The 16241-nt window shown below is 67.7% G+C and carries 17 protein-coding genes; 10 read left to right on the top strand and 7 right to left on the bottom strand.

Going from position 1 to position 16241, the window contains the following annotated elements; translation table 11 throughout:
* The first annotated feature begins 172 nt into the window (after positions 1-172).
* From AC07YS_RS20660 to AC07YS_RS20645, 4 genes are all read left to right on the top strand, one after another.
* The gene (locus tag AC07YS_RS20660; protein ID WP_495269417.1) at positions 173-955 is read left to right on the top strand and encodes a FadR/GntR family transcriptional regulator; all 783 of its coding nucleotides are present in this window, start codon (positions 173-175) and stop codon (positions 953-955) included.
* A gap of 117 nt (positions 956-1072) precedes the next feature.
* A complete protein-coding gene (locus AC07YS_RS20655; protein WP_495269416.1) occupies positions 1073-2479 on the top strand; it encodes an amidase family protein in 1407 nt (468 codons plus the stop codon).
* 52 nt (positions 2480-2531) lie between these two features.
* Entirely contained in the window at positions 2532-3536 is a 1005-nt protein-coding gene (locus AC07YS_RS20650; protein ID WP_495269415.1) for a tripartite tricarboxylate transporter substrate-binding protein, read from the top strand.
* A gap of 139 nt (positions 3537-3675) precedes the next feature.
* Positions 3676-4149, top strand: a complete 474-nt coding sequence (locus AC07YS_RS20645) for a DoxX family protein (RefSeq protein ID WP_070061943.1) — start codon at positions 3676-3678, stop codon at positions 4147-4149.
* Position 4150: 1 nt separating this feature from the next.
* Here the strand turns inward: AC07YS_RS20645 and AC07YS_RS20640 are convergent, their stop codons facing one another.
* Positions 4151-4876, bottom strand: a complete 726-nt coding sequence (locus tag AC07YS_RS20640) for a Crp/Fnr family transcriptional regulator (RefSeq protein WP_495273741.1) — start codon at positions 4874-4876, stop codon at positions 4151-4153.
* Positions 4877-4919: 43 nt separating this feature from the next.
* Between AC07YS_RS20640 and AC07YS_RS20635 the strand changes: the two genes are divergently transcribed.
* Both AC07YS_RS20635 and AC07YS_RS20630 read left to right on the top strand, forming a co-directional pair.
* Positions 4920-6578 carry an adenylate/guanylate cyclase domain-containing protein gene (locus AC07YS_RS20635; RefSeq protein ID WP_495269987.1) on the top strand — a complete coding sequence of 553 codons (1659 nt, stop codon included), beginning with the start codon at positions 4920-4922 and terminating at the stop codon, positions 6576-6578.
* Positions 6579-6695: 117 nt separating this feature from the next.
* Positions 6696-7055 carry an alpha/beta hydrolase gene (locus tag AC07YS_RS20630; protein ID WP_495269986.1) on the top strand — a complete coding sequence of 120 codons (360 nt, stop codon included), beginning with the start codon at positions 6696-6698 and terminating at the stop codon, positions 7053-7055.
* Here AC07YS_RS20630 and rtcA read toward each other — a convergent pair whose 3' ends face one another.
* From rtcA to AC07YS_RS20600, 6 genes are all read right to left on the bottom strand, one after another.
* Positions 7056-8159: an RNA 3'-terminal phosphate cyclase gene (rtcA, locus tag AC07YS_RS20625; protein ID WP_495269985.1), complete on the bottom strand. Its 1104-nt coding sequence runs from the start codon at positions 8157-8159 to the stop codon at positions 7056-7058.
* Positions 8160-8181: 22 nt separating this feature from the next.
* Positions 8182-8535, bottom strand: a complete 354-nt coding sequence (locus AC07YS_RS20620) for a zinc-ribbon domain-containing protein (protein WP_062479873.1) — start codon at positions 8533-8535, stop codon at positions 8182-8184.
* 59 nt (positions 8536-8594) lie between these two features.
* Entirely contained in the window at positions 8595-8882 is a 288-nt protein-coding gene (locus AC07YS_RS20615) for a hypothetical protein (protein ID WP_139140277.1), read from the bottom strand.
* Between the two features lie 2 nt (positions 8883-8884).
* Complete coding sequence (locus AC07YS_RS20610; protein ID WP_495269984.1) at positions 8885-10105, bottom strand: RtcB family protein; 1221 nt, start codon at positions 10103-10105, stop codon at positions 8885-8887.
* A 17-nt stretch (positions 10106-10122) separates the two neighbouring features.
* Positions 10123-10635, bottom strand: a complete 513-nt coding sequence (locus tag AC07YS_RS20605) for a hypothetical protein (RefSeq protein ID WP_495269983.1) — start codon at positions 10633-10635, stop codon at positions 10123-10125.
* 294 nt (positions 10636-10929) lie between these two features.
* A complete protein-coding gene (locus AC07YS_RS20600; RefSeq protein ID WP_495269982.1) occupies positions 10930-12081 on the bottom strand; it encodes a slipin family protein in 1152 nt (383 codons plus the stop codon).
* Positions 12082-12766: 685 nt separating this feature from the next.
* Between AC07YS_RS20600 and rtcR the strand changes: the two genes are divergently transcribed.
* From rtcR to AC07YS_RS20580, 4 genes are read left to right on the top strand one after another with little or no spacing between them, the layout of a single operon-like run.
* Positions 12767-14377: an RNA repair transcriptional activator RtcR gene (gene rtcR / locus AC07YS_RS20595; RefSeq protein ID WP_495269981.1), complete on the top strand. Its 1611-nt coding sequence runs from the start codon at positions 12767-12769 to the stop codon at positions 14375-14377.
* Between the two features lie 56 nt (positions 14378-14433).
* Positions 14434-15324 (top strand): hypothetical protein, encoded by an 891-nt coding sequence (locus tag AC07YS_RS20590; RefSeq protein WP_495269980.1) that lies wholly within the window; start codon positions 14434-14436, stop codon positions 15322-15324.
* Positions 15325-15365: 41 nt separating this feature from the next.
* A complete protein-coding gene (locus AC07YS_RS20585; protein WP_495269979.1) occupies positions 15366-15896 on the top strand; it encodes a 2'-5' RNA ligase family protein in 531 nt (176 codons plus the stop codon).
* Positions 15897-15911: 15 nt separating this feature from the next.
* Positions 15912-16241 carry a low molecular weight protein tyrosine phosphatase family protein gene (locus tag AC07YS_RS20580; RefSeq protein ID WP_495269978.1) on the top strand — a complete coding sequence of 110 codons (330 nt, stop codon included), beginning with the start codon at positions 15912-15914 and terminating at the stop codon, positions 16239-16241.

Below are 16241 nucleotides of genomic sequence, written 5' to 3'. Positions count from 1 at the left end.
GAAACCAGCAGCGCAGAAAAAAGCCCGCCAGGGGCAAGCGGGCCGTCCGGGAGCGTAGCAGGAAGCCCGGTTTCCTGCCGACGGCCCGCCCCGGCCACGCCTCGCGGGACAACCCGCTTGACAGCGTTTTCGAGATTTATGACATTTATGATCATAAATAGACGGAACGCAGATGCCCCCTTCCCAACCCAAGCCTTCGCTCACCCGCGACAAGCGCGTGAAGCGCTCCGACCAGGTGGTCGACAACATCAAGCGCTGGGTCGTGCAGACCCAGCAGCAGGTCGGCAACAAGCTGCCGCAGGAGAAAGAGCTGATCGAGCAGCTCGGCGTGTCGCGCGGCACGGTGCGCGAGGCGCTGGCCGCGCTGCAGGTGCAGGGGCTGGTCGCGATCAGCACCGGCCCCAACGGCGGCGCCACGCTCACGCAGGCCTCGTACGAACAGTGCCTGCAGGCGGTGTCGAATTTCCTGTACTTCCAGCCGGTCGACATCACGATGCTGTACGCGCTGCGGCGCGTGGTCGAGCCCGAGCTGGCCGCCAACGTGGCCACGCGCCTCACCGAGGTCGACCTGGCCGCGCTGGAGGCGCTGATCGGCCACAGCCATCCGGCGCACGGCGGCAGCGCCGACTGGAACGAGCGCCGCGAGGCCGACCTGCTGTTCCATGACCGCCTGGCCGAGGCCTGCAGCAGCCCCTTCCTGGCGCTGGTGTGCCGCCTGCTCAACGACGTGATCCGCCGCGTGATCATCGTGCGCAACGCGCTCACCGAGTTCGACCAGTTCGACGAGGAGATCGTCGACAGCCACACCGAGCTGCTCGACGCGCTGCGCGCCCGCGACCCCGCGCGTGCGCGCGAGGTCATGCGCGTGCACATGGAACACGCCGAAGCCCTGGCCCTGGAGGCCGAATCCCGCGTCGACCGCGGCAGCCTGCTCATGAAGAAACCGACCAGCTGACGCCTGCGCGGCGTGGGCTGACCCGCCGCCCTCTTCTCTCCCTGCTCTCTCTTGCCTTCACCCCGGTCGCGCCGGGGTGCGGGGTTTCCTTTGCCTGAACTTTCCCTGAGACCACCCATGACTGCATCCCCCGCCCTCTGGCAGCGCAGCGCCATCGACCTCGCCGACGCCGTGCGCCGCCGCGAGCTGTCCTGCCGCGAAGTGACGACCAGCGTGCTCGCGCGCATCGCCGAACTCAACCCGCGCCTCAACGCCCTGGCCGAAGTGCTGGCCGACGAAGCCCTGGCCAGCGCCGACGCCGCCGACGCGCGCACCCTGCGCGGCGAGCCGCTGGGCCCGCTGCACGGCGTGCCCGTGAGCATCAAGGTCAACGTCGACCAGGCCGGCCACGCCACCACCAACGGCGTGATCCCGCTGAAGGACCACATCGCCCGCGAAGACGCGCCGGTGGTGGCGCACTGGCGCAGCGCGGGCGCCGTCATCGTGGGGCGCAGCAACACCGCGACCTACTCGTCGCGCTGGTTCACCGACAACGGCGTGCACGGCCGCACGCTGAACCCGTGGGACGCGGCCATCACCCCCGGCGGCTCCAGCGGCGGTGCGGCCTCCGCGGTGGCCGCCGGCATGGGCGCGCTGGCGCACGGCAACGACATCGGCGGCTCGATCCGCTACCCCGCGTACGCCTGCGGCGTGGCCGGCCTGCGCCCCACGGCCGGCCGCGTGCCGGCCTTCAACCCGAGCGCGACGAGCGAGCGCGGCATCACGCCGCAGCTCATGTCGGTGCAGGGGCCGCTGGCGCGCAACATCGCCGACCTGCGACTGGGCTACGAGGCCATGGCGCGCCCCGACGCGCGCGACCCCAACTGGGTGCCGGTGCCGCACGAGCTGCCGCGCCCCGCCGGCCCGATCCGCGTGGCGCTGTTCAAGCGCACGCCGGGCATCCCGGTCGACCCGGCCGTCACGCAGGCGCTGGACGATGCCGCGCACTGGCTGCAGCAGGCGGGCTACGCGGTCGACGAAGCGGAACTGCCTTTCTTCGGCGAAGCTGCGGCCCTGTGGCGCACGCTGATCGTGGACGACACCCGCCGCAACATCATCGCGGGCGTCGAGCAGCACGGCGACGACCTCATGCGGCGCAGCCAGCGCTACCTGCTCGAAGGCATGGCCGAGACCGACCGCGACGGTTTTCTCGACGCGCTCGCGCGGCGCCAGGCGCTGCTGCGCAGTTGGTCGGTGTTCATGCAAACCCATCCGCTGGTGCTGATGCCCGTGTCGTGGCAGCGCCCCTGCCCGCAGGACGAAGACGTCGCCAGCCTGGAGCGCGCCCGCGCCCTCATCGACGCCCAGAGCCCGTTGCTCGCGACCGCCGCGCTGGGCATGCCCGGCCTCGCGGTGCCCACCGGCATGGCCGGCGGCGCGCCCATGGGCGTGCAGCTGCTGGCCTGGCGCTTCCGCGAAGACCTGCTGCTGGAGGCCGGCCAGGCGATCGAGGACGCGGCCCGCTTCACGCCGCTGGTCGCATAGGCCTGAGCTTTCTTTCCCTGTTCCAACGATTCCAACCACCCGGAGACTTTCGATGACCCCCTTCACTTTCCCCACCGGCGCTGCGCTCTCGCGGCGCGACCTCATCCGCGCAGCGGCGGCCACGGGCCTGGGCGGCCTGCTGCCGTACGGCGCGAACGCGCAGCCGGCGGTCAACCGCCTGATCGTGCCCTTCCCGGCCGGCGGCCCGGCCGACTTCATGGGCCGGCTGCTGTCCGAAAAGCTCAAGGACGAGCTCGGTCGCCCGGTCATGGTCGACAACCGCCCCGGCGCCGGCACGCGGCTGGCGGCCGAGGTGCTGAAAAACAGCCCCGCCGATGGCACCACCATGCTGCTGGCGCCGGTCGACCCGATGTTCATCGGCCCCGCCATCTACGCCAACATGCGCTTCAACCCGGCCACCGACTTCAAGCCCGTGACCGACGTGAGCGGCATCCAGTTCGGCCTGGCCGTGAGCGCCGCCTCGCCGGTGAAGACGCTGGCCCAGTTCGTCCAGGCCGCCAAGGCTCACCCCGACCAGGGCTCGATCGGCATCACCACCGTGGGCTCGCTGCTGCACTTCCTGGCCATGGACTTCGTGGCCCTGTCGCGCAGCGGCGCCACCCTGGTGCCCTACCGCGGCGGCGCGGCCATGGTCACCGAGCTGGTCGGCGGCCAGGTCGCCTCGGGCATGGACGCCACCACCACCCTCACCGAGTACCACCGCGCGGGCAAGCTGCGCGTGCTGGCCGTGGCCGGCGACAAGCGCGCCGACGGCCTGCCCGACGTGCCGACCTTCGCCGAGTCGGGCTACCCGACGCTGGTGGCCTCGTCGCGCTACGTGCTGTACGCCCACGCCAACACCGCGCCTGCCACGCTGGCGCAGTGGAACCGGGCCGTGCGCAAGGTGCTGGCCCTGCCCGACGTGCGCGAAAAGCTGGGCCGCGTGGGCTACGACCTGCTGCCCGGCGCGTCGAGCGAAGAGGTGGTGCGCTACACCGACGCGCTGGCCGCACGCTGGCTGCCGGTGATCAAGGCCTCGGGCTACAAGGGCGACTGAGGCCCGGCGGCAGCGCCCCAACCGCCGAAAAGTGTGCGTAAACGCACCGACCGGCGGCGGCGGGGCTCTCACACTGGCATGGCAACCGCCGCAGTCCGCGGCGGCCTTCTTCCTTTTTTCTTCCACTCAAGGATTCGCCATGAACACCCAGGCTGCCCCGATCGCCTCCGCCGCTTCGGCGTCTTCCTCCTCGTCGTTCCTTGCCACGCCCGCTGCCCGCGACGACGCCGGCAAGCTGGTGCTGCGCGTGTCGGTCGGCGTGCTGATGCTGCTGCACGGCATCTTCAAGCTCTCGGCCGGCGTCGGCTTCATCGGCGGCATGCTGGCCAAGGCCGGCCTGCCCGGCGGTCTGGCCTACCTCGTGTTCGTGGGCGAGATCGTCGCGCCGCTCTTGATGATCGCGGGCCTGTGGACGCGCGCCGCCGCCGCCGTGGTGGTAATCAACATGCTCTTCGCCTTCGGCCTCGTGCACATGGCCGACCTGTTCGCGCTGACCAAGCAGGGCGGCTGGGCGCTGGAACTGCAGGGCCTGTACCTGTTCGGCGCACTGAGCGTCGCGCTGATGGGCGCCGGCCGCTACAGCGTGGCGGGCCCCAACGGACGCTGGAACTGATCTAGTCCCCGCGCACCTGCGACACCATCAGCGCCAGGCGCTCGGCATCGGCCACCACCAGCGCCTTGCCGTCCTTGCGCAGCACGCCGCCGCGCACCAGCGTGCTGAGTTCGCGGGTCACCTGCTCGCGGTTGGTGCTGATCTGGCTGGCCAGCGCCGCGTGCTTGGGCGCGGGCTCCAGCCGGGCCTCGTTGCCGTCGATGCCCGCCTCGCGCGCCAGGCGCAGCAGCTCGGCATGCAGGCGGTTCTGCACGCCCAGCGTACTCAGGTCGATCACCCGTTCCGACAGCTGCCGCACCAGCGCGGCCAGCCGCTGCATCACGCGCTCGGCCACCAGCGGCTCCTCACGCAGCAGCGCCAGGAAGGCCGCGCGGTCCAGGCTGGCGACCACGCAGGGCTCGAGCGTGACCACGTCGGCCGAACGCGGCCCGCCGTCCAAAGCGGCGATGTCGCCAAAATGCGCACCGGCCTCCGAATCGCGGAACGTCACCTGCCGGCCGTTGGCCGCGTAGGTCGTCACGCGCACGCGGCCCGACACCAGCAGGAACACCTCGCCCTGCAGGTCGGCGCGCAGCATCAGCGGCTTGCCGGCCGCCACGCTGTGCCACAGGCACTGGCGCGCCAGGTGGTCGAAACGGTCGTCGGACAGGCCTTCGAGCAGCGCGATGCGGCGCAGCGCGAGGCTGGAGCGGGGGGTGGGTTCGGGTAGGGCCATGCCGGTGGTCATCGAGGCGCGCGCATTATGCTCGGGTGCCGCTTCGAACCCGTTCATGGACAGACGTTCCCCTCCTTCCCCTTTTTTGCTGAGAACGCCAACACGGCGCAACCTCCGCTGGGCGAGCGGGCTGGTGCTGATGGCCTACATCACGGCGCACCTGCTGAACCATTCGCTGGGCATCGTCTCCTTCGCCGCGGCCGAAACCGTGCTGCGCGGCGTGCAGAAGTTCTGGCACAGCCTGCCCGGCACGCTGCTGCTGTACGGCGCAGCCCTCACCCACCTCGCGCTCGCCGTGGCCGCCCTGTGGGAACGCCGCACCCTGCGCATGCCGCCGCTCGAAGCCCTGCGCGTGCTGCTGGGCTTTGCGCTGCCGCTGCTGCTGGCCACCCACCTCACCGCCATGCGCGGCGCGTACCTGGCCTATGGCATCGAGGGCTCGTACGTGCGCGTGGTCTGGGGCCTGTGGGACCTGGCCGGCGCGGGCGCGCAACTGGGCATGATGCTCGCCGCCTGGGCCCACGGCTGCCTCGGCCTGCATTTCGCGCTGCGCGTGCGCCCGCTCTACCGGCGCCTGTTCGCGCCGCTGCTCGCCGTGGCCGTGCTGCTGCCGGTGACCGCCGCGATGGGCTTCGTCTCGATGGGGCGCGAGTTCCAGTGGACCGGCGTGCCGCCCGTCGTGCTGCCGACGCCCGAACAGGGCCGCGCGCTCAACACCGCCGAGACGAACCTCAAGCTCTACTACGCGCTGGCCTTGCTGGCCCTGCTCGCGGCCTACGCGGCGCGCAGCCACTTGGCCCGGCGCGCACGCGGCGCCACCGTCGCGCTGCGCTACCCCGACCGCACCGTGCACGTGCCGCCCGGCTGGAGCGTGCTCGAAGCCAGCCGCTCGCACGGCATCGCGCACGTGTCGATCTGCGGCGGACGCGCGCGCTGCTCCACCTGCCGCGTGCGCGTGGGCGGTGCGCCCGAACACATCGGAACGCCCGGCCGCGACGAGCAGCGCACGCTCGAACGCGTGCGCGCCCCGCACGACGTGCGGCTGGCCTGCCAGCTGCGCCCGCGCGGCAGCATCGAGGTGACGCCGCTGTTCGCGCCGCTGCCGCGCGAAGGCCGGCCCGCGCCGGTCGGCCGCTTCGGGCACGAGCGCGACGTGGCGATTTTGTTCGTCGACCTGCGGCGTTGGTCGGGCCTGTCGGAGCGGCAGTGGCCCTTCGACCTGGCCTACGTGCTCGACCGCTACTTCGCCATCGTGGGCGCCGCCGTGCGCGAGAGCGGCGGCGTGCCCAACCAGTTCATCGGCGACAGCGTGATGGCCATCTTCGGCCTCGAGAGCGACCTGCCCACCGCCTGCCGGCAGGCCCTGCGCGCCACCCAACTCATCGGCGAACGCATGGACGCATGGAACGTCGACTTCCAGGCCCAGTTCGGCCAGCAGCTTGACTTCGGCATGGGCCTGCACGCCGGGCGCGCGGCCGTCGGCGAGGTCGGCTACCTCGAGACCACCACCTTCACCGCCATCGGCGAAGTGGTCAACACCGCGAGCCGCCTGCAGGACCATTCGAAGACTGCCTCGGCGCGGCTCGTGGTCTCGCAGTTCGCGGCGCAGCAGGCCGGCGCAGAAGACGCGCTCGGCCCGGTCGACACGCTGAACGTGCGCGGGCGCTCCGAACCGCTGGCCGTGATGTATTCACGCGCCGGGAAAGCGGCCTGAGCATCACCTGCCGGATTCGGTGCGCAAACGCACAGCGCCTTCCGTGATGCGGTTTCACACTGCAGCCTGTGGCAACGACGACTGTCCGCCGCCCACAGACTCAAGGGAAATCTCATCATGAACAGCAAGCAACTCCTCGCCATTTCCGCCGCCGCCTTCGCCCTGCTGGGCACCGTGGGCGCGGCCCACGCCGAAACGTATGAAGGCGTGCACGCCATCACCTCGGCCGCCAGCCGTGCCGACGTGCGCACCGAAGCCATCGCCGCCGCGCGCAACGGCAACGAATACTCCGACGCCGCCGCCGAAGGCACCGTCGCCGTGACCTCCACGCTCGACCGCCAGGCCGTGCGCGACCAGGCCGTGGCCGCTGCCCACAACCCGCTGCAAAGCCTGGACCGCCGCGCCTTCTACCGCGACGAAGTGCCCGCCGCCTACAAGAAGCCGGCCGTGAGCTTCACGCGCCAAGCCGGCCTGTAATCACGACGCCACCACCTGCACCCGCGCCGCGCGCGGGCCTGCAGCTTCGGTGATCGTGAAGCGCACCGGCAGGAAGCGCTCGATCACCTCGCAGTTCGTGCGCGTGTGCGGCGTCACTTCGCTGCAGGTGAACGCGCCCGACTGTCCCGGTTGCCGGAACACCGCGAGCGCCAGCAGCAGCGCCAGCTGATCGGCCAGATGCAGCCCCACGGCCGCGTCCTCGTGCTTCTGGAATGCGCGCACCTCCTTCACGAGGCCGTGCGCCACCTGCTCCGCGCTCAGCGTCTTCTCGCCGAAGGCCGTGAACACCTCGGTGAGGTGGGCGTAGGTCAACGTCACCAGCAGCGCATTGCCCGGCCCCTCGTTCTGGCGCGTCGGCACCGTGCGCAGCTGCTCGGCTTCCACCGACCAGCCCATCGCCGCCCCCACCGTTTCGAGTTCGCGCGCCGCCACATGGCGCGGCAGGCCGGGCGCCAGGCACTCGGCATGGCCCGCCAGCAGATGGCCGCGCGACAGCAGGTCGAAGGCCTGCAGCCGCGCGCCTTCCGCTGCCGGCACGATCGTCGCGTCCACCTCGCCGCCGCCGGCCGGATAGAAGCCGCAGCGGCGCAGCACCAGCTGCAGGTCGCCGCCGAGGCGACGTACCAGCGGCGCGAACGCGCGCTCCAGGAAGTGGAACGGCGGCGCCATCGGGTTGTGCGTGCCACCGCTCAGCCGCAGCCGGCTCACCTGCCCCGCAGGTTGCAGCAGCAGCGGCGGCAGCACCGTCTGCAGCACCAGCATGCAGCTGCCCGCACCGGCGATCGCAAAACGGTAGTCGCCCGTGCGCACCGGCCCCGGCACGAAGCGCAGCGACTGAGAGCCCAGCTCGGCACCCTCGACCTGCGCGCCGCTGATCTGCGCCGCCGCGTGCACGCACGCCAGGTGCTGGCGCATCAGGCCCGGCTTGGCCCGGCCCGCGCGAATCTTCGCGATGGTCAGCGGCCGGCCCGTGACCATCGACAGCGCGAGGCCGGTGCGCAGGATCTGGCCGCCGCCTTCGCCTTGGGAGCCGTCGAGTTCGACGGCATCGAGTGCTCGTTGTTCTTCTTGTGCTTCCGTCATCGGGAAAGTCTTTCTCTCTTGTTCAGTCGTTTGTCGTTGTTCTTGTTCGAGGCGTTCCGAGCCGGCATGCGCGACAGCGCACCGCCGTGCTGTGGATGCTGCCGAGCGCCACCTCGTACCACCACTTCTGCTGCTTGGCCGTCCACACCTCTTGCGCGCCGCAATCGCGGCAGGTGAACGCCTTGTCGACGTAGAAGGTGGGCAACGGGCCGTAGGTGTTGTTGTGCGCGGCCAGCAAGGCCGTGTCGGCAGCGACCATGCCTTCGGCGCGCAGCAGCCGTGCATCGGCCTGGCGCTGCTGCAATGCCACGGCGCGCGCGGCGCGTTCGAGGCGGTGCGCCTTGATTTCGGCGCGGCGTTGTTTGTTGCTCTTCATTTTTCTTTGAACCTCCGCAATACGTCGCTACGAAGGCAGGTCGGTCTTCCGATCCCCTCCTATAGCTCTTCCACTGTCACGATACCTTCGCCCGCAGCGAGTTGAACGATGCTGCCCAACACCTGTCGCGCAAAGTCGGTGTTCGCAAGCAGGCAGACCACAAAGCCATCCGCCTCGATGCTGACCACGGCCTGTGCCCATTCCGAAGGCGTCGAAGGCGGCGCCGGATAGAAATCCGCGCGCTCGCCCTCGACGTTCAGATGGCCGCCGATGCCTGCCTTCCTGCAGATGCCTTGCGCGACTTCGCGCGACGGCAATGCGACCTTGACGCGGTACTCGATGCCCACGGTCAGCCCTTCACACACACCACCTGCTTGAGCGTGTAAACCACCTCCACCAGGTCCTTCTGCGCCTCCATCACCGCGTCGATGTCCTTGTAGGCCATCGGGATCTCGTCGATCACGTCGGCGTCCTTGCGGCATTCGACGCCTTCGGTCGCGGCGATCTGGTCGGCGACGGTGAAGAGCTTCTTCGCTTTCGTCCGGCTCATCTTTCGACCGGCGCCGTGGCTGCAGCTCATGAAGCTCTCGGGGTTGCCCTTGCCGCGCACGATGTAGCTCTTGGCGCCCATGCTGCCGGGGATGATCCCCAGCTCGCCGAGCTTCGCGCTCACCGCGCCTTTGCGGGTCACGAGCACGTCCTGCCCGAAGTGCGTCTCGCGGCTCACGTAGTTGTGGTGGCAGTTCACCGCTTCCACGTGCGCCTCGAAGGGCTTGGTGATGACCTTGCGCGCGGCCGCGACCACGCGCTGCATCATCACTTCGCGGTTCGCCCGTGCGAACTTCTGGGCCCAGCCCACCGCGCGCACGTAGTCGCCGAAGTACTGGGCGCCTTCCTCGAAGTACGCCAGGTCCTGGTCGGGCAGGTTGCGCTGGTGCAGCTGCGCGTCCTTCTTCGCGAGTTCGATGAAGTGCGTACCGATGGCATTGCCCACGCCACGCGAACCCGAGTGCAGCATGAACCACACGGCGCCCGCTTCGTCCAGGCACACCTCGATGAAGTGGTTGCCGGTACCCAGCGTTCCCAGGTGCTTGTGGTTGTTCGTGTTCTTGATGCGCGGGTGGTCCTCGCAGATCAGGTCGAACTCATCCACCAGCTTCGCCCAGGCGGCGTCGGTTTCGTCGGGCGGCGTTTCCCATGAACCCTTGTCGCGGCCCATGCGCTTGGGGTTGCTTCCATGCGGCACGGCCTTCTCGATCGCCGAACGCAGCGGGCCCAGGTTGTCGGGCAGGTCGCGTGCGTTGAGCGTGGTCTTGCAGGCCATCATTCCGCAGCCGATGTCCACGCCGACGGCGGCGGGGATGATGGCCTTGAAGGTCGGGATCACCGAGCCCACGGTCGCACCGATTCCGTAGTGCACGTCGGGCATGGCCGCGATGTGCTTGAACACGATGGGCAGGCGCGCGGCGTTCTCGAGCTGCTTCTGCGCTTCGTCTTCCACAGGCACGCCATTGGTCCACATCTTCACGGGGACGCCGTTGGCGACTTCATGCAGTTTGTAGTTCGTCATTTTTCTTCTCTCTCTGTCTATTTGTTTGTCTGTTCAATTTCGATCCGCGGCCGCTTCCTGAATTCGGCAATGAGTCCCTCATACGCCCGGAGCGGAATGTCATGCTGTACCCAGCGTTCGCGGTACTTCTCGAGCCCCAGATCCACATACATGCGCTCCAGAACCACATGGATGTTTCGGACCAGGTCCACCCGCCGAATGGTCCCGCGGTCCACAACCTCGTAGTCGTCCGTGGCAACGAGTCCCCAGCTCGCCCAATCGCGATAGCGGCGCAACTCGAAGCTCAAATCGTCCTCATCGCCCGTCACCACGAAGAGAACTTCGCCAGGCTCATCCATGAAGACAGCCGTGGCACTGTTCGCGCCCTTTGCCATCTCGAGCCCCATGCGAGCCAGGTCTCCCAGCGAGTCGTGCAAGTACGACACCGCGAAAGCCAGAGGCCCAGCGTCTGCGCGAAAGCTCAACGTGGCCCAGCCAGTACCGCTCAGCACGTAGCCGATCCGCTCCTGGGTCCGAACTTCATCCGACATGATCTTCTTTCTTTTCAGCAACTTCGTTCACATGACTGGTGGACACGGCGGGATTCGAACCCGCATCAATACGGCGACCGTGGTGTTTGAATCCAGCGGCCCAGTCGACGATTGGAAACGCGCGCCAGTGACAGACCCGTCATCGGAGCCAGCACCTGCATCCTCAACCTTGCTCGTCAACCGACTTGCCCGCCGTACCTGGTCTTACCCAGGCTGCCGGCAATTTCAAACATTTTTGGCAGTGGCGCTCCCTTCTGTGCCTGCGTGCCCGTGTCTCTCTCTTTCCTCTGTCGCTCAGGAACCGTTCGGCCGCAGCGTCACGAGTCCGTTGAGCACCTGGTCCAGGCCGCCGACCACCGAGATCTTGTCGATGCGCTCAGCCACGCGTTCCAGCGTCTCGAGTTCCTTCATCCGCAAGGCGACGGGGTTGCCCTCCATCACCTTCGCGGTGTTCAGCAGCGAGCGCGTGGCCGCGGTTTCCTCGCGGCGACGGATCACGTTGGCCTGGGCCGACTTCTCGGCCTCCACCACCTGCGCGAGGATGGTCTTCATCTCGCCCGGCAGGATGATGTCCTTCACGCCCACGCTCTCCAGCACCAGGCCTGAACCTTCGAGCCGCTCGCGCACCTGCGCCAGCACCGTCTGGTCGATGGCCGACTTGTTCTCCAGCAGGGCGTCGAGCGTCTGCTCGCCCACCGCCGCGCGCAGGCCGAACTGCAGCTCGCGGTACACATGCTCGGCCGGCTTCGGCATCTGCGCCAGGACCTGGCGCACATCGGCGAAACGCCACACCGCCGACAGGTTCAGCCGCAGCCCCACCTTGTCGCGGGTCAGGATTTCCTGGCCGCTCACTTCGGCGATCTGCGAGCGCAGGTCCACGCTGGTCACGGCCACCTGCCGGTTGAAGCGCCAGAAGCCGTGGTTGCCCGGCGGCAGCAGCGCCTGCATCTGGCCCTCGAGGGTCAGCACGCCGGCATGGAACTCGGGCACCTGCACCAGCAGCACGCCTTCGAGCCCCTGCACCGCACGCGGACGCAGCGCCACGCTCTGCAGCTTGGCCAGCAGCTCGGCCGGCAGGCGTGCATCGGCGGCCACGTCGATCACGTCGACGCGCTGCTCGCGCAGGCCGCGCCAGTAGAGCTTGCGGGTGGCGGGCGGCAGCACCTGCACCAGCACGCCGTCTTCATGGCGCAGGCCGACCTCGGTCTCGCCCAGCGACACCTGCACGAACTCGCGCTGCACCAGCTGCGGCTCGCGCGCCAGGAAGTAGTCGGCCAGCTCGTGCTCGAAGGCCGGCTCGGCCAGCGAGAAGCGCTCGAGCTGCACGGTGTCGAAACCCGTGAACACACGGTACTTGCCGGCGGCGTACAGGCCCTCGAAATCGCCGTTGCGCAGCAGCAGCACGCGTTCGTTCTTCTTGACGGTGAATTGGGTGAATCCCAGCATTTTTTCTTCCTCTCTCTTCTTCTTCGTTGCGGTTGTCGTTCGTCGTTCGTCTGTGTTTCGTATCGGGGCCCACGAAGGGCAGGCGGCGGGCACCGTGGCTTGCGAGGTCAGCAACGCAGCGGTCGACGGGTCAGTGCGGTGGCTGCGCCATCGCCTCCTTCTGCGTCGATGGCTGCATGCGGTTCCTTGCAGAACGCGCGATGCGCAAGCCGCCTGCACTGGCACGGTGTCGCTCGGCCGGGCCCTGCCCTGCGCCTCGCTCCGGTGTGCCGGGGCGGTGGGGCTTTCGCCCCCATCAAAGCGGCGGTGCGAACACCGCCGAAGGTTGTTTGCGGGAATCGAACCCGCCACGCCGCGTGGTTAGCACGGTGCTCCACCATGAGCAGACTGGAACAAGTCCAGTGACCAGCACAGTTCAACAGCGGCATACCGCGGACCCAAGAACAGGTCTGGCCTGCGGCACCGGGCCGCTTTCATGCGGCACCTGGGAGCGGATGAACTGCATCCGGACCCTTTCTCTATTGCAGCGAGCGTGCCAACTTGCGCGCACGGAGCCCCGGAACACGATGACGGCGATGCAAGTCATTGATCGAAAAGGGAAATTTCTTCTTCGCCCGGTGTGACACGGCGCCCATCCCTTGCTAGCATTCGGACAATTTCTAGAATTTCAGCTAGTCTTTTATCCATGAAGCCCATCGTCGTCATCGGTTTCCTCGGCACCCAGCTCGATGCCGGCCAGGGCGCAGGGCGCTGGCACAAGTGGCGCCCCACGGTCTCGCTCGCGCAGCACGACGACATGGTGGTCGCGCGCATCGAGCTGCTGCACACGCGCAAGCACACGGCGCTGGCCGAGCTGGTGAGGGCCGACATCGCCGCCGTGTCGCCCGAGACCCTCGTCCACCTCGTGCCCTTCGACCTCGAAGACCCGTGGGACTTCGGCGAGGTCTACACGCGCCTGTACGACTGGGCGCGCGCCTACCCCTTCCAGCCCGAGCGCGAGCAGTACTGGACGCACATCACCACGGGCACGCACGTGGCGCAGATCTGCATGTTCCTGCTGTCGGAATCGCGCGTGGTGCCCGGCGTGCTGGCCCAGACCTCGCCGCCGCGCAAGCAGCGCCAGGGCGACGCCGGCAAGGTCGCGCTCATCGACCTCGACCTGTCGCGCTACGACCCGATCGCGCGCCGCTTCGACGCCGACCAGCGCGACGCGGTCGCCTTCTTGAAGAGCGGCATCGCCACGCGCAACGCGCGCTTCAACGCGCTCATCGACGAGATCGAGCGCGTGGCCGTGCGCTCGCGCGCGCCGATCCTGCTGGTGGGGCCGACGGGCGCGGGCAAGTCGTTCCTGGCGCGCCGCATGTTCGAGCTGAAGCAGGCGCGCCACCAGGTGACGGGGCCGTTCGTCGAGGTGAACTGCGCCACGCTGCGCGGCGACGGCGCGGCCTCCACGCTGTTCGGGCACAAGAAGGGTTCGTTCACCGGCGCGGCGAGCGACCGCGCGGGGCTGCTGCGCACCGCGCACCAGGGCGCGCTGTTCCTCGACGAGATCGGTGAGCTCGGCCTGGACGAACAGGCCATGCTGCTCAAGGCCATCGAGGAAAAGCGCTTCTTCCCCGTGGGCGCCGACAAGGAGGTGGAGAGCGACTTCCAGCTCATCGCCGGCACCCACCGCGACCTGCGCCGCGACGTGGCGCAGGGGCGCTTTCGCGAAGACCTGTTCGCGCGCATCAACCTCTGGACCTACGACCTGCCCGGCCTCGCGCAGCGGCCCGAGGACATCGAGCCCAACCTCGACCACCTGCTGGCCCTGCACGCGGCCGAGAACCACCGCGTGGTGCGCTTCAACGCCGAGGCGCGCACGGCCTACCTGCGCTTTGCGCAAAGCAGCGAGGCGATCTGGCGCGGCAACTTCCGCGACCTGTCGGCGAGCGTGACGCGGCTTGCGACGCTGGCCGATGGCGGGCGCATCGCCGTCGCGCTGGTCGAGGCGGAGATCGCGCGGCTGCGCTGGCTGTGGAAGCACGAGGGCGCGGGCGCATCGGCGGCGGCGGGCGACGCGGTCGATCTGGAAGCGCTGCTCGGCGAAGAGAAATTCGCCGCGCTCGACCTGTTCGACCGCCTGCAGCTCGAAGCGGTGGTGCGTGTGTGCCGGCAGTCACGCACCCTGTCAGAGGCAGGACGGCAGTTGTTTCAGGCCTCACGGACGCAGCGCAGCGTGGTGAACGATGCCGATCGGTTGCGGAAGTATCTATTCAAGTATGGAGTCGACTGGAGTCGACTGATTGAGATCTAAGTGATCTTTCATTCAAGATGCGAGTGTCTTCTACCGAGCTTTTCACAGCTAGCCCCATGGCAATACAGCAATCGTTCAAGAACCTTCTGAATCTCGTCGGCGGCTGGTCTCTGCCTTTGAAATTCCTGATTAGTGCGGCACTCGGCGCCTTCGCCGGCGCAGGGGTACTTGGTTTTTTTGTTGAGTACGCCACTCACAGCTTCGCGCTTTCATATGGATTTCGACCTCCTGTAGAGGGCATCCCATATCTTCAAGCAACCGTCACGGGTGGCAGCTTTGTCTTGCTAGTGACGGGAGCCCTCATCGCTGCGGGGTTCATAGCCGTATTTCAGCAACGAGCACGACGAGCCAAACCATCAACCTCGGACGCAGACCCTTTTCCGCCTCGCCACAAGACGAATGGCCTCAAGGTCATGGCGATACTCATTGCACTATTGGCAGTCTTGCTCGTAGCACTTACGGGAATAGTCGCAGCAGTCCTTACGGTTGCCTGTGAACTCCACGAATTCGGCACATGTCAACTCCTCCCACGAAGCAAGCTCATACCTGGAGTGGCTGGGGCTATCGTGGGCACGTTGATTTCGATACTCGTTTCTTGGCGACCAAGGCTTGTTTGGTGGATATCGCTCAGCGCTGTCGCCATCTACTACTCCGTGGTAGTGGCTCTTCTTTTTTCACCCGCGAAATATGCTGCATTCCTTCGATACACAGGCTTTGGAGGCGGCCTGCCAGTGAGGATCGAAATAGAGACCAAGGGCGAACTGCCAAATACAGAAATTGATACGTCACTCATGATGAGGACGAGCCAGACACTGATCGTCTACTCTCAAGCCACCGAGAGATTTCACGAGTATCCGCTCGGTCGAGTCGCTCAGATCTCGTATATGACGGGGGGCCTTCACTTGCAAGGCTCAGAGCTTCCTCAACCAAGCGGGGCGAAGAAATAGCTTCCTTCTTGGATATCGACGCCTGGGCTATCCTCCGCCCGATGCCCATCTCCGCATTCGCCGTGAAGGTCCCCGCGGCTGAACCCATCGCCGCAGACCTTCGCCGCCGCTTCGACCCCACCGTGGCGCTCGGCGTGCCCGCCCACATCACGCTGCTCGTTCCTTTCATGGACCCCGCGTTGATCACCGACGAGGTGCTCGCCCGCGCGCGGCGCGTGCTGCAACGCACGGCGCCGTTCTCGTTCGTGCTCGGCAAGGTCGGGCGCTTTCCCGAGACGGCCTACCTCGCACCGGAGCCCGCTGCGCCGTTCATCGAGATGACGCGTGCGCTGGTGAAAGAGTTTCCCGACTTCCCGCCGTACGACGGCTTGCATGACGACATCGTTGCGCATCTGTCGGTGGCGCACGGCAACGCGCTGCACGCGGAAGAAGCGGCCATCGAGTTGCAGGCCCGGCTGCTCGCATCGGGCGCGGTGCATGCAAATTGCATCGAGGTCGCGCTCATCGAAAACTCATCCGGCCGCTGGCAAGACTTCCATGTCTTCCCGTTGCCCCACAACGCCGCGGCCTGATTCACTCATTCATTCATGCGCAACGTCCTTTTCATCTGCAGCCGCAACCAATGGCGCAGCCCCACCGCGGAACAGCTCTGGCGACGGCATCCGCTGATTGCGGCGCGCTCTGCGGGCACCAGCCCCAATGCGCGGCACCGCGTGTCCGTCGACGACATCGACTGGGCCGACGTGATCCTCGTGATGGAAGAGAAACACAAGTCGCGGCTCGTGGTCGAGTTCACGCGGATGCTGGAGGGCAAGCCGATCCACGTGCTCGACATTCCCGACGACTACAAGTACATGGACGCTGAACTGGTCGAAGAGCTCCAGCGATCGGTTCCGTCGATTCTCGGCATCGACTGA

The sequence above is a fragment of the Variovorax sp. GW458-11-26-14-LB1 genome (genome assembly GCF_059423965.1).
This window is presented reverse-complemented; position numbering and strand designations above follow the sequence as displayed.

What these genes read in the sequence shown, in the direction of transcription:
- AC07YS_RS20580 (WP_495269978.1), top strand. Translation starts at nt 15,912, where the DNA reads ATGCGCAACGTCCTTTTCATCTGCAGCCGCAACCAATGGCGCAGCCCC.
- rtcA (WP_495269985.1), bottom strand. Translation starts at nt 8,159, where the DNA reads ATGACGGAAGCACAAGAAGAACAACGAGCACTCGATGCCGTCGAACTC.
- AC07YS_RS20630 (WP_495269986.1), top strand. Translation starts at nt 6,696, where the DNA reads ATGAACAGCAAGCAACTCCTCGCCATTTCCGCCGCCGCCTTCGCCCTG.
- AC07YS_RS20600 (WP_495269982.1), bottom strand. Translation starts at nt 12,081, where the DNA reads ATGCTGGGATTCACCCAATTCACCGTCAAGAAGAACGAACGCGTGCTG.
- AC07YS_RS20635 (WP_495269987.1), top strand. Translation starts at nt 4,920, where the DNA reads ATGGACAGACGTTCCCCTCCTTCCCCTTTTTTGCTGAGAACGCCAACA.
- AC07YS_RS20610 (WP_495269984.1), bottom strand. Translation starts at nt 10,105, where the DNA reads ATGACGAACTACAAACTGCATGAAGTCGCCAACGGCGTCCCCGTGAAG.
- AC07YS_RS20660 (WP_495269417.1), top strand. Translation starts at nt 173, where the DNA reads ATGCCCCCTTCCCAACCCAAGCCTTCGCTCACCCGCGACAAGCGCGTG.
- rtcR (WP_495269981.1), top strand. Translation starts at nt 12,767, where the DNA reads ATGAAGCCCATCGTCGTCATCGGTTTCCTCGGCACCCAGCTCGATGCC.
- AC07YS_RS20605 (WP_495269983.1), bottom strand. Translation starts at nt 10,635, where the DNA reads ATGTCGGATGAAGTTCGGACCCAGGAGCGGATCGGCTACGTGCTGAGC.
- AC07YS_RS20655 (WP_495269416.1), top strand. Translation starts at nt 1,073, where the DNA reads ATGACTGCATCCCCCGCCCTCTGGCAGCGCAGCGCCATCGACCTCGCC.
- AC07YS_RS20640 (WP_495273741.1), bottom strand. Translation starts at nt 4,876, where the DNA reads ATGACCACCGGCATGGCCCTACCCGAACCCACCCCCCGCTCCAGCCTC.
- AC07YS_RS20645 (WP_070061943.1), top strand. Translation starts at nt 3,676, where the DNA reads ATGAACACCCAGGCTGCCCCGATCGCCTCCGCCGCTTCGGCGTCTTCC.
- AC07YS_RS20650 (WP_495269415.1), top strand. Translation starts at nt 2,532, where the DNA reads ATGACCCCCTTCACTTTCCCCACCGGCGCTGCGCTCTCGCGGCGCGAC.
- AC07YS_RS20620 (WP_062479873.1), bottom strand. Translation starts at nt 8,535, where the DNA reads ATGAAGAGCAACAAACAACGCCGCGCCGAAATCAAGGCGCACCGCCTC.
- AC07YS_RS20590 (WP_495269980.1), top strand. Translation starts at nt 14,434, where the DNA reads ATGGCAATACAGCAATCGTTCAAGAACCTTCTGAATCTCGTCGGCGGC.
- AC07YS_RS20585 (WP_495269979.1), top strand. Translation starts at nt 15,366, where the DNA reads ATGCCCATCTCCGCATTCGCCGTGAAGGTCCCCGCGGCTGAACCCATC.